Genomic DNA, 21,265 nt, shown 5'->3' with positions numbered 1-21,265 from the left:
ATTCTACCAGTCCCGCCGGGCCGCGCCGTTGCTCCGGGCGCCGGCTTCGCGCATGATCCCGCGGCCGGCCTGGACGCACGGGGCCATCCGCCATGCCAAGGGGGCCCGCCGGGCACATGCCTTCCGTTTCATTCCAGCTGTCCCCCCGGTGGCGCGTCCCGCTGCTGCTGACCACGGTCCTGGTGATCGTCGTCGTCCCGTTCCTGCTGATGCGCGCGGCCGAGGAGCGCATCCGCGACGCGGAAGAAATGGTCGCGCACACCCTGGAAGTCGAAACCACGGTGCAGCGCATCAATGCCGCGGTGCGCAATATCGAATCCGCGACGCTCGAGCACGCGCTGGGCGCGCGCGCGACAGTGCTCGAGGAGCGCCTGGCCAACAGCACCTCCGTCGTGGCGCCGGCGCTGGACCGGCTCGAAGCGCTGACACGCGACTCCGCGCACCAGCAGGTACGGGTCGGCACCCTGCGCCAGAGCATTGCCCAGCGCCTCGACCAGGTCGGCCGCCTGCAGGACGCCGAAGGCGGCATCGACACCGACGAGCTGCAGCGCCTGGCCGAGCACTTCCCCGTCCAGGTCCCGATCAACGAGCTGGTCGAGGCGGAGCGGGAACTCCTGTCCGAGCGCATGGCCATCGCCGACCAGGCACGGCGGCAGTCCACTTGGCTGTCCTGGGGCACGCTGGCGGCCCAGATCCTGCTGCTGGTGGGCCTGGCCACCCTGGCCATGCGCGACGCCGACCGCCGCGGCCGTGCCGAAGCCGACAGCCAGCGCGCCGACCGGCGCTCCGCGGTGGTGCTCGACACCGTGCGCGAGCCGATCGTGCTGATCGACGGCGACCTGCGCATCGTCATGCACAACGCCGCCTTCTCCGAACTCTTCGGTCTGGACGGCGACTCCCGCGGACGCCTGCTGTCCGACGTGGGCGACGGCGCCTGGGACGACGCCGAAACCCTGCGCCGCCTGCGCGACGTCTGCGGCCGCGCACGCGAGCTCTGGGACTACGAGCTGCGCCAGCGCACCGCCGACGGCCTCGAGCGCACGATGCTGGTGAATGCGCGGCTGATGGAACTGCCCGACAGCGACGAGAGCGCGGCCCTGGTCACTGCCAGCGACATCAGCCTGCAGAAGGCCAGCGAGGAGCACATCCGCGACCTCAACCGCCAGCTCGAGGGCAAGGTCGAGCAGGTCTCGGACGTCAACCGCGAGCTCGAGGCGTTCAGCTATTCCGTCTCGCACGACCTGCGCGCGCCGCTGCGCCACATCGCCGGCTTCGCCGACAAACTGCGCCGGCACATGGGCGACGGCATCGACGACAAGGGCCGGCACTACATCGATGTGATCGGCGGCTCGGCCAAGCGCATGTCCGAGCTGATCGACGACCTGCTGGTGTACTCGCGCCTGGGCCGCAGCGCGCTGCGCCTGCAGGCGGTGGACATGCAGTCGCTGGTCGAGGAGACCCGCGCCATGCTCGACGCCAACGTCGCCACCGAAGCGCCGGAGCACCACGTGCAGTGGAACATCGGCCCGATGCCGGTGCTGGTGGCCGACGAGAACATGCTGCGCCAGCTCTGGGGCAACCTGATGGGCAACGCGGTCAAGTACAGCATGAAGAGCGAGCCGGCCCGGGTGACCGTGGAGCACGCGCGCGACGAAACCGGTGACCACGTGTTCACCGTGCGCGACAACGGCGCCGGGTTCGACATGGCCTACGCCGGCAAGCTGTTCGGCGTGTTCCAGCGCCTGCACTCGCCCAGCGAGTTCTCCGGGACCGGCATCGGCCTGGCCAGCGCCAAGCGCGTCGTGACCCGGCACAATGGCCGCATCTGGGCCGAAGCCGAGCCCGGCAAGGGCGCCACCTTCCACTTCACACTTCCCGCCAACCTCGACCTGAGCAACCGGAAATCCAACGCATGAGCGCCATCCGCACCATCCTGCTGGCCGAAGACAGCCCCCACGACGCCGAGATGGCCATCGACGCGCTGCGCGACGCCCACCTGGCCAATCCCATCGTCCACGTCGAGGACGGCGTCGAGGCGCTGGACTACCTGCTCCGCCGCGGCCGCTTCGCCGACCGCCCCGAGGGCGATCCGGCCGTGCTGCTGCTCGACATCAAGATGCCGCGCATGGACGGCCTCGAGGTCCTGACCGAAATGCGCCGGCACGAGTCGCTCAAGCGCATACCGGTGGTGATCCTGTCGTCGTCGCGCGAGGAGAACGACCTGGCCCGCAGCTGGGACCTGGGCGTGAACGCCTACGTGGTCAAGCCGGTCGACGTCGACCAGTTCTTCGAGGCCGTGCGCACCCTGGGCAAGTTCTGGGCCGTGCTCAACGAAGCCCCGAGCGAGGGCTGAACTTGGCGCTCCGGGTGCTCATCGTCGATGACTCGCTCGACGATGCCGAGCTCACGGAATTCGCCCTGCGCGACGGCGGCCTCGACATCGATTGCCGCCGCCTGTGCCACGAGCGGGAGCTCGACGCGGCGCTGGACGGCTTCGCCCCGCAACTGGTCCTCTGCGACATGAACCTGCCCGGCTGGTCCGGGCCCGAGGCCGTGGCCGCGGTGCGCGCCCGCGTGCCGGCGGCGCGCTTCTTCATCCTGACCGGCGCCCTGCGCGGCGACGAGGACGTGTCGGGCACCGACGCGGTGGTGCTGAAGGACGACATGGCGCGCCTGCTCGAGCTGGCGCGCCCGCTCGCGGCCGCGGGCGCGTAAGGCCCGGGCCCGCCGCGACTAGGGCGCGGCCTCGCCCGCTGCGGCGTCGCCGCGGCGCGCGGCCCGGATCTGTGCCTCCACCGCGGTGATCGCGGTCATGTTCACCACCCGCCGCGGCGTGCTGGCCGCGGTCAGCACGTGGGCCGGATGGTCCAGGCCCATCAGGATCGGCCCCAGGGCCACGCCGTCGGTCATCACCCGCACCAGGTTGTAGGCGATGTTGGCGGCGTCCAGGTTGGGCAGCACGAACAGGTTGGCGCGGCCCGACAGCGTGGTGCCCGGCAGCATGCGCTCGCGCAGCATCGCGTCCCAGGCCACGTCGGCCTGCATCTCGCCGTCCATGTTCATGCGCGGCGCGCGCCGCGCCAGGATCTCGCGGACCTTGCGCATCTTCGCCGCGCCCGGGTTGTCGTGGCTGCCGAAGTTGGAGTGCGACAGCAGCGCCACCCGCGGCTCGATGCCGAACAGCTTCAGGCGATAGGCGCCCTGCAGGGTGGCCTCGGCGATCTGCTCGGCGGTGGGGTCGACCTGCACGTGCGTGTCGAGGAAGAACCACACGCCGCGGTCGTTGATCACGCCGGTCATCGCCGAGGTGCCGGTGATGCCGCGCTCGAGCCCGAACACGCTGCGCAGGTAGCCGAGCTTCTTGTGGAAGCGGCCGACCAGGCCCGCGATCATGCCGTCGGCTTCGCCGCGCTTGACCATCATCGCGGCGATCAGGGTGGCGCGCGAACGCATCAGGTTCTTGGCCGCGTCGGGCGTGACGCCGCGGCGTTCGGTCATGGCGTGGTACTGGCGCCAGTACTCGCCGAAGCGCGGGTCGTCGTTGATGTTGGTGAGCTCGAAGTCGCGGCCTTCCTCCAGGCGCAGGCCGAGGCGCTCGATGCGCTGGGCGATGACGTCCGGGCGGCCGATCAGGATCGGGCGCGCCAGTTGCTCGTCGGCCACCGACTGCACCGCGCGCAGCACGGTTTCCTCTTCGCCCTCGGCGTAGACGATGCGCTTGATGTCGGCGCGCGCGCGCTCGTACACCGGCTTCATCACCAGGCCGGTGCGGTGGATGAACTGGGCCAGCTTCTCGCGGTAGGCCGCGACGTCGATCGGGCGGCTGGCGACGCCGGAATCAATCGCGGCCTGGGCCACGGCCGGCGCCACGATCATCAGCAGGCGCGGATCGAACGGGCGCGGGATGAAGTAGTCCGGGCCGAACGACAGCACGTCGCCGCCGTAGGCCGCGCCGAGGTCGGAGGCTTCCTGCTTGGCCAGCTCGGCGATCGCGTGCACGCAGGCCAGCTTCATCGCCTCGTTGATCTCGGTGGCGCCGACGTCGAGCGCGCCGCGGAAGATGTAGGGGAAGCAGACGACGTTGTTGACCTGGTTCGGATAGTCCGAGCGGCCGGTGGCGATGATGCTGTCCGGGCGCGCGGCGCGGGCCACGTCGGGCAGGATTTCCGGGGTCGGGTTGGCCAGCGCCAGGATCACCGGGCGCGCGGCCATGGTCTTGACCATTTCCGGCTTGAGCACGCCGCCGGCGGACAGGCCGAGGAACACGTCGGCGCCGTCGACGATGTCGGCCAGGCTGCGCTTGGCGGTGTCGCGGGCATAGCGCGCGCGGTCGGGGTCGAGGCCGCTGCGGCCCGTGTACAGCACGCCGTCGCGGTCGACCGAGAGGATGTTTTCGGGCTTCGCGCCCAGCGCCACCAGCATGTCCAGGCAGGCGATGCCGGCCGCGCCGGCGCCCGAGTGCGCGATCCTCACGTCGTCGATGCGCTTGCCCGCCACTTCCAGCGCGTTGAGCACGGCCGCGCCCACGGTGATCGCGGTGCCGTGCTGGTCGTCGTGGAACACCGGGATCTTCATCCGCTCGCGCAGCTTGCGCTCGACGATGAAGCACTCCGGCGCCTTGATGTCCTCGAGGTTGATGCCGCCGAAGGTCGGCTCCAGCGAGGCGATGATCTCGACCAGCCTGTCGGGGTCGCGCTCGTCGATCTCGATGTCGAACACGTCGATGCCAGCGAACTTCTGGAACAGCACACCCTTGCCTTCCATCACCGGCTTGCCCGCCAGCGGGCCGATGTCGCCCAGGCCCAGCACCGCGGTGCCGTTGGAGATCACCGCCACCAGGTTGCCGCGCGCGGTGAGCGTGCGCGCCTGCTCCGGGTCGGCCACGATCGCCTCGCAGGCGTAGGCCACGCCCGGCGAATAGGCCAGCGCCAGCTCGCGCTGGGTCACCAGGGCCTTGGTAGGTGCGACCTTGATCTTGCCGTGGGGAACCGCGCGGTGGTAATCGAGCGCCGCCTGCCTGAATTCTTCGGACGACGAGGGGCTGGCGGACGGCTGGTCGGACATGGTCGGGGCTGCGGTTCGGGCGGGCAGGCCATTCTAGTCGTTATCCGCGCGCGGTCCCGGGCGGCTCCGCATCGCACGGTGGCGCGCGGCGTTCGTGCCGCCATAACCCCGGGTTATGCGCGCAGGGCATCTTTTCAATGGCGGCCCCCCCGGTGGAGGGCAGAAGATGTGACTCCACCCCTGCCCGTCCCGGGCCGCACAGGATGCACGCCACCATGTCCACCGATGTTCCCGCCGACGCCTCGCACTGGCCGCCGCCCTTCCTGCTGTACCTGGGGAACGCGCCGGACGACCTGGCCGCGAAGACCGCGCGCGGCCTGGTGCAGTTCCGCCCGGAGTGGTGCGTGGGCCAGTTCCGCGGGCCGGAGTGCCGGACCAGCGTGCACGTGCCGGACATGGACTTCGCCCAGGCCCGCGCCGCCGGCGCGAACACCATGATCGTCGGCGTGGCCAACGCCGGCGGGCGCCTGGGCGCCGAGGCGGTCGCCGACATCGTGGCGGCGCTGGACGCCGGCATGAACGTCGCGTCCGGCCTGCACGAGCGCCTGGCCTCGCATCCCGAAATCGTCGAGGCCGCGCGCCGCAACGGCCGCCACCTGTTCGACGCCCGCACGCCCCCGCCCACGCCGGTCGGCAACGGCCTCCCGCGCGCCGGCCGCCGCCTGCTCACCGTGGGCACGGACTGCTCCACCGGCAAGATGTACGCCACGCTGGCGCTGGAAGCGGAGATGCGCGGCCGCGGCCTGGCCGCCGATTTCCGCGCCACCGGCCAGACCGGCATCTTCATCGCCGGGCGCGGCATCCCGATCGACGCCGTCATCGCCGACTTCATCTCCGGCGGCATCGAGTGGCTGTCGCCCGAGCGCCACGACGGCGGCTGGGACCTGATCGAGGGCCAGGGCTCGCTGTTCCATCCCTCGTACGCGGGCGTGTCGCTGGGCCTGCTGCACGGCGCGCAGCCGGATGCACTGGTGCTGTGCCACGAGCCGGGGCGCCCGCACATGCGCGGCCTGCCGCACTACCCGCTGCCGGACCTGGCGCAGACACTGGAGGCCAACCTCGCCGCCGCGCGGCTGACCAGCCCGGACGTGGTGGCGGTGGGCCTGGCGCTGAACACCTCGAAGCTCGATGCCGCGGCGGCCGCGCGCGCCTGCCGCGAGGCCGAGGACCTGCTCGGCCTGCCGGCACAGGATCCGGTGCGCGACGGCGTGGCCCGGATCGTCGACCGCCTGCTGGACGCGGTGCCGTGCTGAGCCTCGCGCACGCCAGCCATGCGCTGGCGACGCCGTTCCGGATCTCGCGCGGCGTGCGCACCTCGGCCGAGGTCGTCGTGGCGACCATCGGCCGCGACGGCTTCACCGGACGCGGCGAGTCGATGCCCTACGCGCGCTATGGCGAGACCGTGGACTCGGTGATCGCACAGGCCGGCCTGCTGTCGTCGGCCATCACCGGCGGGCTGGACCGGCGCGGACTGCGCGAGCTGCTGTCGCCGGGCGCGGCGCGCAATGCGCTCGACTGCGCGCTGTGGGACCTGGAGGCGCGGCAGCAGGGCCTGCCGGTGCAGTCGCTGCTGGGCCAGCCCGGTGCGCTGCCGCCGCTGGCGTGCGCGCAGACCGTGAGCCTCGACGCACCGGAGCGCATGGCCGCGGCGGCGCGCGCGCTTGCCCACCTCGACCTGGTGAAGATCAAGGTCGACGCGTCCGATCCCGCGGCGCAGATCCGCGCCGTGCGCGACGTGCTGCCCGCGGCGCGCCTGATCGTCGATCCCAACGAAAGCTGGAGCTTCGACCTGCTGCGGGCGATGCAGCCGGTGCTGGCCGAAGCGCGCGTCGACCTGGTCGAGCAGCCGCTGCCGGCCGGCGAGGACGACGCCCTGCTCGGCTTCGAGCCGGTGGCGCGCCTGTGCGCCGACGAGTCCTGCCACACCGCCGACGACCTGGCGCGCCTGCGCGGGCGCTACCAGGTGGTCAACATCAAGCTCGACAAGACCGGCGGCCTCACCGGCGCGCTGGAGCTGCTCGACGCGGCGCGCGCGCAGGGCTTCGGGATCATGGTCGGCTGCATGATCAGCTCGTCGCTGTCGATCGCGCCGGCCTGGCACGTGGCGCGCCACGCGGAATTCATCGACCTCGACGGCCCGCTGTGGCTGAAGGACGACCACCCCGGCGGCGTGGCCATGGTCGACGGCCTGCTGCAGCCGCCGTCGCCCGGGCTGTGGGGCGGCGGCACGCGCGCGAAGGACGCGCACGCGGCGTGAGGGGCGGTCGGCGCCTGCGCGCCGGCAGGATCTACCGACCGCGCGGACCGGGCGTGCTGGCCGCCGTCCTGTCCGGGCTGCTGCTGGCGGGATGCGCGGGCATGGCGCCGGCCGGCGCCGAAGCCGATGTCCTGATCCACGGCGGGATGCTGTTCGACGGCGGCGACGGGCCGGGCCGCATCGCCGACGTCGCGATCCGCGGCGACCGCATCCTCGAGGTCGGCCCCGGCCTGCGCCAGCGCTACCGCGCCGCGCGCGAGCTCGACGCCACCGGCCTGGTGGTGTCGCCGGGCCTCATCGACCCGCATACGCATCCCGACACCTACCTGCGCTCGACGGACCCGGCGATGCGCCGCCTGCTGCCCTGGCTGCACCAGGGCGTGAGCACGATCTTCATCGGCATCGACGGCGGCGGCACTCCGGACATCGAGGCGGACCGCGCCAGGCTCGAGGCCGCGGGCACCGGCACCAACGTCGCCGCCTACGTCGGCCTGGGCCCCGTGCGCCGTCGCGTGCTGGGCGACGACGCGCGCGCGCCGGACGCGGACGAACTGGCACGCATGCGCGGCCTGGTCGCAGGCGCGATGTGCGAGGGCGCCTTCGGCCTGTCCGCGGGCCTGTTCTACGCGCCGCAGAGCTTCGCCTCCACCGACGAGGTGGTCGCGCTCGCGCGCGAGGCGGCGATCCGCGGCGGCGTCTACGACACCCACCAGCGCGACGAGTCGAGCTATTCGCTGGGCCTGATGGGCTCGATCGAGGAGGTGCTGGAGATCGGGCGGCGCGCCGGGTTGCCGGTGCACATCGCCCATATCAAGGCCCTGGGCGCCGACGTCCATGGCAGCGCGGGCGAAGTCATCGCACGCATCGAACGCGCGCGGGATGAAGGCCAGCAGGTGACCGCCGACCAGTATCCCTGGCTGGCGTCATCCACCAGCCTGGGCGCCGCGGTGCTGCCGCGCTGGGCGGTGGACGGCGGGCGCGCCGCGCTGTTCGAGCGGCTGGACGATCCCGCGACCGCCGCCCGCATCCGAGGGGAAATGGCCGACAACCTGCAGCGCCGCGGCGGCGCCGACGCGATCCTGATGACCGGCAGCGGATGGCCGTGGAGCGCGCTGACGCTGCAGGCGTTCGCGGATGCCGAAGGCCTCGACCCGGTCGAAGCCGCGCTGCGCATCATCCGCGAGGGCGGCACCGGACGTACTGGTTCGGCGCAGCGCATCGCCTCGTTCAACATGCACCGCGACGACGTCGACCTGTTCATGCGCCAGCCCTGGGTGCTGACCGCCTCCGACGGCGGCGACGGCCATCCGCGCCAGCACGCGACGTTTCCCGAGAAATACGCGCGCTTCGTGGTGCAGGACCAGGTGATCGACCTGGCGGCCTTCATCCACCGCTCGACCGGGCTGACCGCCACCACCTTCGGCCTCGAAGGCCGCGGCTTCCTGCGCGCAGGCCACTACGCCGACGTGCTGGTGTTCGACCCCGACGCCTACGCGCCGAAGGCCGACTACGTGCAGCCGCACCTGCTGTCGGAAGGCGTCGTCCACCTGCTGGTCAACGGCGTGGCGATGATCGACACGGGCCTTGCGACACATGACCTTCCGGGACGGGTGCTGCAGCATCGTCCACCGCCGGGCACCTGCCCCTGAACTTCGCCCGCCCGCTGCGGGCGACGTGACCCCGAAAAGGAGTGTCCATGCTGCAACTCGACGCCGTCCAGACCCTCGCCCTTGCCGGCATCGCCCTGTTCCTGGGCTATGCGCTGTGCCGCGCGATCCCCGTGCTCGGCCGCTACAACCTGCCGCCGCCGGTGATCGGCGGCCTGGTGTTCGCGATCGCCGCCTGGATCGCCCACGACCGCGGCACCGCCCTGTTCGAGCTCGACACCGGCCTGCAGAGCCCGCTGATGATCGCGTTCTTCACCACCATCGGCGTCAATGCCAGCCTGCGCCTGCTGAAGATCAGCGGCCGGCAGGTGCTGGTGTTCCTGGCGCTCGCCACCGTGTTCGCCGTGGCGCAGAACCTGCTGGGCATGGCGGTGGCGGTCGGCTTCGACCTGCATCCGCTGTTCGGCGTGCTGGCCGGGTCGACCACGCTGACCGGCGGGCCGGCGACCGGGCTGGCGTTCGCGCCGCTGTTCGAGGCCGCCGGCGTCGAGGGCGCCGAATCGATCGCGGTGGCGGCCGCGATGGCGGGCATCGTGCTGGGCGGCCTGATCGGCGGCCCGGTGATCACCGTGCTGATCCGCCGCTTCGGCCTGGTATCCACGCGCCCGCAGGACCATGACGCCCCCGACGATGCCGTCGCCGCGCCGGCGCTGACCGAGGCCCAGCGCGAATACGGCGCGCTGAAGAGCATCGTCGTGATCCTGGTGGCCATGTGGCTGGGCAGCTGGGTCAGCGGGCTGATCTCGGCCACCGGCATCACCCTGCCGGCCTATGTCGGCGCGATGCTGGTGGGCGCGGTGATCCGCAACATCGACGACGCCACTGGCTGGATCGGCATGTCGGTGCCCACCACCGACCTGATCGGCAACGTCTGCCTGGCGCTGTTCCTGTCGGTGGCGCTGATGAACCTGAAGCTGTGGGAGCTGGCCGGGCTGGCGCTGCCGCTGTTGGTGAACCTCGGCCTGCAGGTGGGGATGGTGGCGGCGTTCTGCCTGGTGGTGTTCCGGATGATGGGCCGCGACTACGACGCCGCGGTGATGGGCGGCGGCTTCATCGGCTTCATGCTCGGCACCACCGCGAACGCGATGGCGGTGATGCGCACGCTCGTCGAGCGCTACGGCGCGGCGCCGCGCGCCTTCCTGGTCGCGCCGCTGGTGGGCGCGTTCTTCATCGACTTCAGCAATGCGCTGATCATCACCGGCTTCATCAACGTCTGGAGCTGATTGGCACGTCGTACAGCGGGCCGGGCGGCGCATCGGAGCGCAAGCCGTAGTGCCACCACTCCATCGGGTGGTTGCGGAAGCCGCCGGCCTCCATCGCCTCGCGCAGCAGCTGCCGGTTGGCGCGCTGCGCGGGGCTGGCGTCGGGCGAGTCGGTGTTGGCCAGCGGCCCGAAGAAGTCGAAGCCGGTGCCCATGTCCAGCGGCTCGCAGCCGGCGCCGTCGGCGTCGCAGCGCAGCAGGGTGAGGTCGACGGTGCCGCCGCGGCTGTGGCCGGACACCGGGGCGATGTAGCCCTCCAGAAGCTGCGGCTTGTCCAGGTCGGGATAGTGCGTGGCCTTGGTGGCCAGGTCGTCCGCGTCCTCCACCCAGCGCATGAAGTGCGCCACCGCGCGCGCCGGGCGGTAGCAATCGAACACGTGCAGGCGCAGGTGACGCGGACGCAGGGCCGCGTCGACCCGCGCCAGCGCCTCGGCGGCGTCGCGCTTCAGCCAGCAGCGCGGCGCTTCGTAGCCGTCCACCGGCGCACCGACGAAGTTGTGGCTGCCGGCATAGGCGATCGACTGCGAGATGTCGGGCACCAGCTCGCGGATGTCGACCAGGCCGGCCTCGGCCCTGGTGGTCGCGTCGGACACGACGGGCGCGGGCGCGGCCGCCGGCTCCGCCGCGGGATCGGCGATGAAATGCTCGTGCAGCGCCCGGTTGACCGCGGTGCGGAACGCCTCCTCCCCGCGGCTGCCGTTGGTGATCACCACGAAGCCGTACTTCTTCTCCGCGTCGAAGAACATCGAGCTGTAGAGGCCATAGGCTGAGCCGGTGTGGCCGGTCAGCACCACGCCCGGCACCAGCTCCGGATCGGTTTTCAGCGCCAGCCCGTAGGCGGCTGTGCCGTCGACGTCCACGGTCGCCGTCTGCATCGCCTTCGCGCTGGCGGGGGCGATGATGCGCACGCCGTTCCACTCGCCCTGGTTCATGTGCATCAGCATGTAGCGGGCCAGGTCGGGTGCCGAGATCTTGACGCCACCGGTGGGCGAGAACATCGGCGCGTCGCGGCCCTGCACGTAGTGCTGCAGGCGCTCGCCCAGCGGCGCATAGGCCGCGTCCGAGCGCACGAAGCCCTCGCCGTCGCGCCAGCGGTAGATGCGGGCCAGGCGCCCCGCGTCCAGCGTGTCCACCAGGTGGCCACCCTCGAGCCCGAGCGGTTCGAACACGTGCCGCCGCACGTAGGCGTCGAAGCGTTCGCCCGACACCCGCTCCACGATCGTCCCCACCATGTTGTAGGCGAGATTGGAGTATTCGTAGCGCTCGCCGGGCGCACGGTCGGCGTAGCTGCCCTGCCAGTTGCCGCCGGCGCCGGGGTCGATGACGTCGAGATTGCCGTAGCTCGGCCCGTCGGTGATCGACGAGGTGTGGTCGAGCAGCATCCGCAGCGTGATCGGCCGGTCGGGGAAGGCCGGATTGCGCACCGGGAAGCCGATCAGGTCGCCGGCATCGTCGTCCAGCGACAGCCGGCCCTGCTCCACCAGCTGCATCACCGAGGTGGCCGCGAACGACTTGGAGATCGAGGCGATCCGGAACAGGTCGTCGGCTTCCAGCGGAACCTTCGCCTCCAGGTCCTTCCAGCCGAAGCTGCCGCGGTAGACGATGGCGTTGTCCCTGGCCACCACCACCGCCAGGCCCACGGTGTCGTGCTCGGCCATCAGCCCGCGGAGCCGGGCTTCGACATCGTCGGCCGCCATCGACGGCAGCCACGCGCACGCCAGCAGCCAGGCCGCGCACAGCGACAAGGCGTGGCGGTTCTTGCGGGATCGCTTCATGGTTCCTCCGGCAGGTCCTGCGGTTGCGCGCGGCCACCGCCGCCCCTCGTGGCGGCGGCGGTGGCGATGACGGCGGCGCTCAGTCGAAGGACTTGGTCACCGTCAGGTACCAGCCACGCCCCAGCGCATTGTGCATCGACGAGCTGTAGCCCAGCGCGCTGGGCGTCAGCGGCGGCTGGCGGTCGCCGACGTTGCGCACGGTCAGGCGGATGCGGGTGCCGTCGAGGAGGCTCTCGGTCCCGCTGAAGCGGTGCTCGGCCCAGACGTTGGCGGTGGTCCAGCTCGGCACCTGCCAGTAGTCACCGAGGTTGGACACCGCGCCGGTCGATTCGAAGCCGTCGGTGTAGTTGACGAAGGTGCCCAGGCCCCAGCCGCCCTTGCGCCACGAGGCGCTGAAGGTGGCGCGCCACTCCGGCTTGCCGTTCACGCCCAGCAGGTTGCCGGCGTTGCGGATGTCGAAGTTGTCGTCGATGACCCCGGCTTCCTGGGCGGCGATGATGCGCAGCTCGTCCTCGGTCGGGTCCTGCGACATCTCGATCAGGCGGGTCGCGTTGAGGCTGGCGTTGAAGGTGCCGGCATTGTCCGTGCGCAGGCGCCAGTCGACGCCGAAGTCGATGCCGCGCGTGGTCCGCGGCAGGCGGTTGATGTAGACGTCATCCACGTAGTCGACCATGCCCACCGGCGCCAGCCCGGTGCCGTCGAACAGGTCGATCCGGGCCTGGTCGGGCTCCAGCCGCACCACCGCCGGGTTGTACGAGCCCTCCATGCGCAGCAGGTAGTCCAGCGCCAGCTGGGTGGCCTCGCCCAGGATGCCGATCACGTCTTCCTGCTGGATCTCGAAGTAGTCGGCGGTGAACGTCATCCGGGTGGATTCGGGCAGGAAGCGCGGCTGGAACACGACGCCCGCCGACCAGGTTTCCGCCGTCTCCGGCTGCAGGTCGCGGTTGCCGCTGCGGATCGCCATGGTGCTGTAGCTGCGGCCGCAGCGGTGCACGCCGTCGATGGTGCCGTTGCGGATGTCGGCCTCGCAGACGTAGTAGTCGGTGCGGCTGTTGCTGACCGTGGTGCCTTCGGCGTACAGCTGCAGGATGTTGGGCGCGAGGAAGCTCTCCGACCAGTTGCCGCGGACCATCAGGCCGTCGACGATGTCCCAGGCCAGCGAGACCTTGGGCTTGGTGACGCCGCCGAAGTCCGAGTAGCGCTCGTGGCGCCCGGCGACCTGCAGGTCCAGCGCGCGCACCAGCGGCACGCCCATCGACGGCGACACCAGCGGGATCGCGAACTCGGCGTACAGCGAACCGACGTCGCGGTCACCGGAGTTGTCGCCCGACGGGCTGGCGCCGAGCACGTCGCTGGTGATCGCACCGTTCATCGGGTTGGTATAGGTGATGGTGCCGTCGAAGCGCGGGTCGCGGTCGTCCTTCAGGGTTTCCCGGCGCCACTCGGCGCCGAAGGCGACCCCGACGTGGCCGGCGGGCAGCGCGAACAGGTCCTCGCGGATGAAGCGGGTATCGACCTGGAACAGCGTCGCCTTGCTCTTGCGGACCACGGGAACCGTGAAGTGGTCGATCGCCGCCTGGTTGCGCGCGGAATCCGGCGGCGCGCCCCAGTCGGCGAGGTTGCCGCCGTGGAAGGGGTTGTAGGCATCGGGCGTGCTCCACGCCAGGGCCTCGGTGAACAGCGTGCTGCTGATCGAGCCGTGCTGGGTGTCGGTGGTGTTGGCCTCCGAGTACAGCACCGCGCCTTCCCAGTCGAAGCCGCCCACCATGCCGCGGACGCCGGCCAGGAACCGGTACTGGTCGTCATCGACCGTGTACGGGCGCGTGGTGTCGGTGGCGCGGAAGCTGGTCATGCGCACGTCCAGCCCCTCCTCCGGCGCGTCGATGCCGGCCAGGCGGTTGGGATTGAGCGAACCGTCGGGCAGGTACATGGCGCCGAACGGGTTCCAGTAGTTGGTCTTCGACACGATGATCGGCGCCGCGCCCAGCGCCGCCGCCTGCTCGCGCATGCCCTTGTAGCGGGACTCGTAGTACGCCAGCTCCGCGAAGGCGACGAAGTTGTCGTCCAGATCGTGTTCGAGCGTGCCGAACACGTTCATGCGGTCGACCTCGCCCAGGATGTTGCGCTGGTGGTTCGGGCTGAAGCGCAGAGGCCGGTCGGCGTCGGTGCTCTGCGCGCCGGAATTGACGCAGACATCGTCGGTGATCTGCGCGGTACAGCCGTGGTGGCCCACCGGGTCGATGTGGAAATAGCCGCTGGCGCTGGTGATCGAACCGTTGTCGGCATCGCGCACGCGCACGCCGTCGATGGTCTGGAACACGCCCCAGGACGTACCGGTGATGCGGTCGTCGAAGGCGGTGACGCCCTCGAAGTCGGTGCCGTCCATCTGCGCGCGGCGGTCCATGTTGGCGCTGTAGTCGCGCTCGGTGGCCGGGAGGTCGGTGCGATGCGTCCAGCCGCCGACTACCGTGGCCCGCGTGCGGCCGTCGTTGAACCATTTGCCGGCCTTGAAGTTGATGTTGCCCTGGCGGAAGTCCACGTCTTCGGAGCCGCCGTACTGGCCCTGCACCTGGAAGCCCTGGTAGTGGGTGTCGAGCACCACGTTGACCACGCCGGCCACCGCATCGGATCCGTACAGCGCGGACGCACCGCCGAGCAGGGTCTCCACCCGGCGGGTGCCGAACAGCGGAATCGCGTTCATGTTGGCGGTCTGCCGCGGCACCAGCGCCTCGGTCTGCGTGCCCGGATGCGGGACCATGCGCCGGCCGTTCACCATCAGCAGGGTGTTGCCGGTGCCGAGGTTGCGCAGGTTGATCGAGCCGACGTCGCCGCGCGCGGCGTTGAGGTTGGCGGCGGTGTCGGCGTTGTTGAACATCATGTCGCCGACCTGCGGGATCGACTGCAGCAGCTCGTCGCCGGAGATCGCACCGGTGGCCTCGATCTTCTCCTCGTCCATCACCAGCACCGGCGACGGCCCTTCGACGCGGTTGCTGGCCAGGCGGCTGCCCACCACCGTCACGGCGTCCAGGTCCTTGGCGCTCGGCCCCTGCGCGGCATCGGCTTCGGTATCGGCCAGAGGCGGCGCGGGCTCCGCCGGCGGCTGCTGCGCGAAGGCCATGCCCTGCAGCGTGGAGGCGAGGATGACGCTGAGCAGCGTCGGCTTGATCAGGCGATGATGCATGTGGTGATTCCCTCCGAAGGCATGAACCGGCGCGTCGCCGCGCTCCCCTGCCCGGACTCTAGCGACGTTGCGACCTCGCGAAGCCTCGCTTTTTGGGCCCACCCCATAGCGGCAGGTTATGCCTGCGCCCCGCCCTGCTAGCGCGCGACGGCCGACGCGCCCGGGCGCCGCGGATCGGCCGCGCCTTCCACCCGCCCCGGCTCCAGCAGCAGCGTCTGCGTGCTGCCGATGGTCTGCCCCTGCTCCGGCACGTGGCCGCGCTCGCGCAGCAGGCGCAGCGTGTCCGGGCTGAAGCCGCGCTCGATGTCGAGCTCGCCGCGGTCCGTGACCTGCTGGTGGATGCGCGGGAACGCGGTGGCCTCGGCGATGTTCATGCCGAAATCGACCACGTTGACCACCATCTGCACGATCGTGCCGGGAATCGTGTTGCCGCCGGGGCTGCCGGTCACCAGCCACGGCCGGCCGTCGCGCAGCAGCATCGTCGGCGCCATGCTCGACACCGGGCGGCTGCCCGGGCGCAGCGCGTTCGCCGGCGGTTCGCGGCCGTCGCGCGCGGCGTCCAGCTGCGCCTGCAGCGAGAAGTTGCCGATCAGGTTGCCGAGCAGGAAGCCGGTGCCTTCGATCATCACGCCCGAGCCGAAATCGGCGCCGATCGTGTACGTGGTGCTGACCGCGTTGCCCTCGCCGTCGACCACGGAGAAGTGCGTGGTGTCGGGGCCTTCGTGCGCCCAGATGTCGCCGGCGGCCACCTCGGCGGCCGGCGTCGCGCGGTCCATCCTGATCGCGGCCGCGCGCGATGCGCCGTAGGCCTTGGAGACGAAGCCGCCCAGCGGCACCGGCGCGGCGGCGGGATCGTTGGCATGGGCGCGGCGGTCGCGCCAGGCCAGCTTGGTCGCTTCGGCCAGCAGGTGCAGGGCGTCGGCGGAGCCGGCACCCATGGCCGCGAGGTCGAACTGTTCGAGGATGTTGAGCGTCATCGCGATGCCGGGCCCGCCGCCGCTGGACGGCGGCATGGTCAGCAGCGCGTGGCCGCGGTAGCTGCTGCGCAGCGGCTCACGCTCGATCGCGCGATAGGCGGCGAGGTCGTCCTTGCGCAGCAGTCCGCCGTGGGCGCGCATGCCGGCGTCGAGGCGCTCGGCGATCGCGCCGCGGTAGAAGGCGTCCGCGCCGTGCTCGGCGATCTGGCGCAGCGACCAGGCGAGGTCGGCCTGCACCAGGCGCTCGCCGGCGCGCAACGCAGAGCCGTCGGGATGCAGGAAGACCTTCGCGCCCGCTGCGCTGCGCGCCAGCCGCTCACGGCCCCATTCGAGCGCGAAGGCCTCGTCGCGGCTGAGCACCATGCCGTCCGCGGCCAGCCGGATCGCCGGCTGCAGCAGCCGCCTCCACGGCAGGCGCCCGTATTTCCCGTGCGCCAGCGCCAGGCCCGCCACCGTGCCCGGCACGCCCGCGGCGCGGATGCCCGCGGCGTGGCCCTGCAGGCTTCCGTCCTCGCCCACGTAGGCCTCGAGCGTGGCAAGCGCCGGCGCCATCGAGCGGAAGTCGATCGCCACCGCGTGGCCGTCCGCGAGGTGAAGCAGCATGTAGCCGTCGCCGCCGATGTTGCCTGCGCGCGGCAGCGTCACCGCCATGGCGAAGGCCATCGCCACGCTGGCATCGACCGCGTTGCCGCCCTCGCGCAGGACCTCGGCGCCGATCCGGCTGGCGTGGTCGCTCTGGCTGACCACCATGCCGCCGTCGGCGACAACGGGCTTGTGGATCTCTTCGTAGTTGAGCAGCTGCCGCGTCTGCGCCGGGGCCGTCGGCGCGGCGATGGCAAGGCAGGCGGCGAGCAGCGCCGCGGCGGACAGGGTGGACGGCCTGCGCATGTCGGTTCTCCGGTTGCATTCCGACACTGCCGCAGGCGATCGGCCGTGTCGCGCAGCTTTCCTGTGGTCGGGTATGCAGCGGGGCTATGGAACACGGCGGCAAAGCGAGGGACGCGCGGCCTGCGATCGCGATAGCCTCGCCGGACCGTTCCATGGCGGCGACCCGCGCGTCGCCGCGCCACGCAGGAGCCGCCCTTGGCCTCGTCGTCGTCGCATGCATCCCTCTCCCGCCGCGCCCGCGCGCTGACCGCGCTGGCCCTGCTCTGCCTGGCCGCCTGCGGCACCGCTCCGCGCGACGCCGCGCCCGCACCGCTACCGGCCGCGGCCGGTGGACACACGCAGGCGCCGGACGCCGGCATGGTCAGCAGCGCGCATCCGCTCGCCACCGAAGCCGGCCTGGAAGTGCTGCGCCGCGGCGGCAGCGCGATCGACGCCGCGGTCGCGGTGCAGGCGATGCTGGGGCTGGTCGAACCGCAGAGCTCGGGCCTGCTGGGCGGCGCGATCGTGCTGCACTACGACGCCGCGTCCGGGCGCGTCGACAGCTGGATCGGCCGCGAGCGCGCGCCGGCCGGCGCCGGGCCCGGCATGTTCAGCGACGCCGACGGACGCCCGCTGTCGCGCGCCGAGGCGATGCTCAGCGGCCGCGCCACCGGCGTTCCCGGCGCGCTGCCGGCGCTCGAACTCGCACATGCCGCGCACGGCACGCTCGAGTGGAGCAGCCTGTTCGAGTCCACCGCGCGGCGCGCCGAGCTCGGCTTCGCGGTCACGCCGCGCCTGCACCGCCACATCGCCGGCCGCTTCCCGCAGGCCTCCGCCCCCGACGTGGTGGCGCTGTTCGCGGGACCCGACGGCACGCCGCTGCGCATCGGCGACACCTTCCGCAATCCCGCCTACGCCGCCAGCCTGCGCACGATCGCCGCGCGCGGCGCCGACGCACTGCGCAGCGGCCCGCTGGCCGACCAGCTGGCCGCGCGCGTGGCCGCGCCGCCGCACGCTGCGCGGATGACGCCGGCGGACCTGCAGGCCGAGGTCGCCGAGCGCAGCGATCCGATCTGCCGCCCGCTGCGCGCCCACGTGCTCTGCGTCGCGCCGCCGCCGGCCAGCGGCGTCGGCCTGCTGCAGCTGATGCTGCTGCTCGACGGCACCGACATCGCCGCGCGCGGCCCCGACGACCCCCTGGCCTGGTACCTGTTCGCCGAGGCCAGCCGCCTGATGTACGCCGACCGCGACCACTACGTCGGCGATCCGCGCTTCGCCGACGTGCCGGTGCAGGGCCTGCTCGATCCGGACTACCTCGCCGCTCGCCGCGCACTGATCGGCCCGCGTGCCGCCGCCGGCGCGCCCGCGCACGGCCGCCCGCCCGGCGCACCCGCGCGCGACGTCGACGCCACCGACGAACCCGCCGGCACCAGCCACCTCGTCGTGGTCGACGCCCGCGGCAACGCGGTGTCGATGACCACCACCATCGAATCCTATTTCGGCTCCGGGCGCGTGGTCGGCGGCATGCTGCTCAACAACCAGCTCACCGACTTCTCCTGGGGGCCGGGCGCGGCTGCGGCCAACGCGATCGCGCCGGGCAAGCGCCCGCGCTCGTCGATGTCGCCGGTGATCGTGCTCGACCGCGACGGCGGCTTCGTCGGCGCGATCGGATCGCCGGGCGGCAACGCGATCCCGGCCTACATCGCCAAGACCCTGGTCGGCTGGCTGTACTGGGACCTGCCGCTGCAGGACGCGGTCGCGCTGCCCAACCTGGTCGCGCGCGGCGAACGCTTCAACGGCGAGGCCGATGCCTTCGCGCCGGAGCTGCGGGCGGCGCTGTCGGCGCTCGGCGTGGACGTGGTGGCGGGCGCCGGCGAGGATTCCGGCCTGCACGGCGTGGCCAGAGAGGGCCACGCGCTGCACGGCGCTGCCGATCCCCGGCGCGAGGGCGTCGCCGCACGACCTTAGTCACGCGACGGGCGGGGGGCCTGGCGCCGATCATGCCCGCTCTCACCCAGGAGTGCCGGACCCCCATGCGCTTCCGCCAGATCGAGGTCTTCCACGCCGTCTACACCACCGGCAGCATCAGCGCCGCCGCGCGCGCGCTGCACGTGTCGCAGCCCTCGGTCAGCAAGGTGCTGCACCACACCCAGCAGCAGCTGGGCCTGGAGCTGTTCCGCCTGGTGCGCGGCCGGCTGGTCGCCACCGACCAGGCGCACGAGCTGTTCGTCGAGGTGTCGGAAGTCTTCAGCCGGCTGACCTCGCTGCAGAAGACGGTCGGCAACCTGCGCAACCTCGCCGGCGGCCGCGTGCGCCTGGCGGTCGTGCCCTCGCTCGGCCTGCACGTCGCGCCGCTGGCCATCGCCCGCTTCCGCGCCCGCCATCCGGACGTCAGCTTCGACGTGCAGACGCTGCACCACGACGCGCTGTTCCAGGCCCTGTACGAGCGCAGCTGCGACGTCGCCATCGCCTACGACCCGCCGACGCACCCGCGGATGAAGCGCCGCGACATCGACAGCGGCGAACTGATGCTGCTGTTCCGCAGCGACATGCTGCCGGACGCGGGCGAACACGTGCCGCTGCGGATCCTCGACGGGCAGAACCTGGTGGGACTGACGACGGGAGGCCCGGTGGGCGACCTGCTCAACCGCGAACTGCAGCGCCAGGACATCGCCGCCAACGAGGTGGTCTCCAACCAGACCTTCTACATCGCCGCGGAGCTGGCGCGGCACGGCGTCGGCATGGCGGTGGTGGACGAGTTCACCGCGCGCGCAAGCAGCGGCCCCAGCCTGTCGCACCGCCCGTTCTCGCCGCCGCTGCGCTTCAAGGTGCAGTACGTGCACCTCGAGGACCGGCCTCCGTCGGAGGCCGTGCGCCGCTTCCTTACCGTATTCGCCAGGACCCTGCGCGATGCGCGCGCGGGTGGTGCCGGCGGCTAGGCGGTCGTCACGCCGCCTTCCGCGCCGGAACCGACTCCTCCGGACAGCCGGTCCAGCCGGATGCGGTTGGCGAACAGCGAAAACGCCAGCAGGCCCGCCAGGCCGTTCGCGCGCGCCACCCAGTCGGGCAGCCAGCGCGGCGGCAGCAGCGCGCCGGACTCGAACAGCGGCTCGAAGGCCTGCACGTCGTCAAGCGTCATCTTGCCGGCGAACAGGCGCCGGCACTGGCGCAGGCGCCCGTCGCGCAGGGCGTGGCGGAAGAAGGTGTGCACTTCGACCAGCCCGCGCAGGTACACCGTGTCCTTGGCGAAGGCGGCGCCGCCGGCCACCGGCACGCCGCGGAACACGCGCTGGGCGGACGAGAAGCTCTCGGCGGTCTCCTGGCCGGCATCGCGGAAGTACGCGAACACCTGCAGGAAGTCCGCGCCCTCCATCGCCATCGCGATGGCCTCGGTGCGCAGGCTGATGCGCTTCATGCGCTCGATGTCGATGCTGCCTGTGATCTGCTCGGCCAGCACCGCCAGGCCCTCCTGGGTGGCGGTGATGCGCGGCGAGGACATCGCCAGGCTCGGCAGCAGCGGCTGCGCGCGGCCGTTGAGCGCGGTCAGCGAGTGCACCAGCGCCTCGTGGTGGAGCAGCTGCTGGCGGTCGTAGTCGGAGTAGGCGGCGCCGGTGCGCAGGCGGATGCGGTACGCGCCCGCGGCGGCCTTGGCGATCATGTCCGGATCCAGCTCCACCGCGACCACGCGCCCGCCGAAGAAGGCGTCGAGCGCGTTCTGCAGCTGCAGCTGCAGCGCGGTGGCGGAGATCGTGACCTGCTCTTCCGGCGCCAGCAGCTCGCGGTCGAGCTCGTTGGCGATGTCGATGAAATGCCGCGCGGCGTCGCGCGTGGTCGGTCCGCCGCCGGGCAGCGGATCGCACGGGCTGCCATACAGCGCCACCGACAGCGCGCCGGCCGCCGGCGTGCCCAGGGCTTCGAGCATGCGCGCCGCCACGTCCCACTGCCGCGCCGAATCGACGAGGTAGCGGCCCAGCGGATGCGCGGGATCGGCGGCATCGGCGATGGCCTGCAGCTCGCGGCGGGCGTCGCTGAAGTCGTGGCGGGGATAGTCCACCCGCGGCAGCCGCAGCCGGCCCGCCGCGGCGTCGGCCAGGAAACCCTGCTGCACCGACGCCGGCCAGCTGGTCAGCGTCAGCACCCGGATCCCGCGGGCCGCCGCGACCATGCGCGCATCGAGCGCGGCGTGGTGTGCGAGTCCGGGGGCCGCGGCGTCCAT

Annotated in this window: 14 protein-coding genes; 9 read left to right on the top strand and 5 right to left on the bottom strand. The window is 72.0% G+C overall.

Annotated elements, in window-relative coordinates; all coding sequences use genetic code 11:
* Positions 1-116 precede the first annotated feature (116 nt).
* From IE168_RS09270 to IE168_RS09260, 3 genes are read left to right on the top strand one after another with little or no spacing between them, the layout of a single operon-like run.
* Positions 117-1,916 carry a sensor histidine kinase gene (locus IE168_RS09270; protein WP_189497542.1) on the top strand — a complete coding sequence of 600 codons (1,800 nt, stop codon included), beginning with the start codon at positions 117-119 and terminating at the stop codon, positions 1,914-1,916.
* The gene (locus tag IE168_RS09265; protein ID WP_189497540.1) at positions 1,913-2,353 is read left to right on the top strand and encodes a response regulator; all 441 of its coding nucleotides are present in this window, start codon (positions 1,913-1,915) and stop codon (positions 2,351-2,353) included. Before IE168_RS09270 ends, IE168_RS09265 begins: the two co-directional genes overlap by 4 nt.
* Positions 2,354-2,367: 14 nt before the next feature.
* Positions 2,368-2,715, top strand: a complete 348-nt coding sequence (locus IE168_RS09260) for a response regulator (protein WP_189497537.1) — start codon at positions 2,368-2,370, stop codon at positions 2,713-2,715.
* An 18-nt stretch (positions 2,716-2,733) separates the two neighbouring features.
* On the opposite strand, the gene IE168_RS09255 is transcribed toward IE168_RS09260, so the two are convergent.
* Positions 2,734-5,064: an NADP-dependent malic enzyme gene (locus tag IE168_RS09255; RefSeq protein WP_189497534.1), complete on the bottom strand. Its 2,331-nt coding sequence runs from the start codon at positions 5,062-5,064 to the stop codon at positions 2,734-2,736.
* Positions 5,065-5,279: 215 nt separating this feature from the next.
* On the opposite strand from IE168_RS09255, the gene dgcN reads away from it, so the two are divergent.
* From dgcN to gltS, 4 genes are read left to right on the top strand one after another with little or no spacing between them, the layout of a single operon-like run.
* Positions 5,280-6,317 (top strand): N-acetyltransferase DgcN, encoded by a 1,038-nt coding sequence (gene dgcN / locus IE168_RS09250; protein ID WP_189497531.1) that lies wholly within the window; start codon positions 5,280-5,282, stop codon positions 6,315-6,317.
* Entirely contained in the window at positions 6,311-7,321 is a 1,011-nt protein-coding gene (gene dgcA / locus IE168_RS09245) for an N-acetyl-D-Glu racemase DgcA (RefSeq protein WP_189497529.1), read from the top strand. The genes dgcN and dgcA overlap by 7 nt, the downstream gene beginning before the upstream one ends.
* 53 nt (positions 7,322-7,374) lie before the next feature.
* Positions 7,375-8,970 (top strand): N-acyl-D-amino-acid deacylase family protein, encoded by a 1,596-nt coding sequence (locus tag IE168_RS09240; RefSeq protein WP_229823349.1) that lies wholly within the window; start codon positions 7,375-7,377, stop codon positions 8,968-8,970.
* Between the two features lie 47 nt (positions 8,971-9,017).
* Positions 9,018-10,211 carry a sodium/glutamate symporter gene (gene gltS / locus IE168_RS09235; RefSeq protein ID WP_189497526.1) on the top strand — a complete coding sequence of 398 codons (1,194 nt, stop codon included), beginning with the start codon at positions 9,018-9,020 and terminating at the stop codon, positions 10,209-10,211.
* Here the strand turns inward: gltS and IE168_RS14740 are convergent.
* The 3 genes from IE168_RS14740 to ggt form a co-directional block, all read right to left on the bottom strand.
* Positions 10,195-12,024, bottom strand: a complete 1,830-nt coding sequence (locus IE168_RS14740) for a serine hydrolase (protein ID WP_308430348.1) — start codon at positions 12,022-12,024, stop codon at positions 10,195-10,197. The genes gltS and IE168_RS14740 overlap by 17 nt on opposite strands.
* 79 nt (positions 12,025-12,103) lie before the next feature.
* Positions 12,104-15,205 carry a TonB-dependent receptor domain-containing protein gene (locus IE168_RS09225; RefSeq protein WP_189497523.1) on the bottom strand — a complete coding sequence of 1,034 codons (3,102 nt, stop codon included), beginning with the start codon at positions 15,203-15,205 and terminating at the stop codon, positions 12,104-12,106.
* Positions 15,206-15,342: 137 nt separating this feature from the next.
* Positions 15,343-17,070 (bottom strand): gamma-glutamyltransferase, encoded by a 1,728-nt coding sequence (gene ggt, locus IE168_RS09220; protein ID WP_189497519.1) that lies wholly within the window; start codon positions 17,068-17,070, stop codon positions 15,343-15,345.
* A gap of 195 nt (positions 17,071-17,265) precedes the next feature.
* Between ggt and IE168_RS09215 the strand changes: the two genes are divergently transcribed.
* Both IE168_RS09215 and IE168_RS09210 read left to right on the top strand, forming a co-directional pair.
* On the top strand, positions 17,266-19,017 hold the full coding sequence (locus IE168_RS09215) for a gamma-glutamyltransferase family protein (protein WP_229823337.1): 1,752 nt from the start codon (positions 17,266-17,268) through the stop codon (positions 19,015-19,017).
* A 32-nt stretch (positions 19,018-19,049) separates the two neighbouring features.
* Positions 19,050-19,988: a LysR family transcriptional regulator gene (locus IE168_RS09210; protein ID WP_189497516.1), complete on the top strand. Its 939-nt coding sequence runs from the start codon at positions 19,050-19,052 to the stop codon at positions 19,986-19,988.
* On the opposite strand, the gene IE168_RS09205 is transcribed toward IE168_RS09210, so the two are convergent.
* The gene (locus tag IE168_RS09205; RefSeq protein ID WP_189497513.1) at positions 19,985-21,265 is read right to left on the bottom strand and encodes a flavohemoglobin expression-modulating QEGLA motif protein; all 1,281 of its coding nucleotides are present in this window, start codon (positions 21,263-21,265) and stop codon (positions 19,985-19,987) included. The two genes, IE168_RS09210 and IE168_RS09205, sit on opposite strands and share 4 nt — an antisense overlap.

The sequence above is a fragment of the Luteimonas padinae genome, assembly GCF_014652935.1.
Taxonomy (GTDB): Bacteria; Pseudomonadota; Gammaproteobacteria; order Xanthomonadales; family Xanthomonadaceae; genus Luteimonas; species Luteimonas padinae.
Note: the sequence above shows the minus strand (reverse complement) of the source record. Positions and strands in the feature narration are given on the sequence as shown.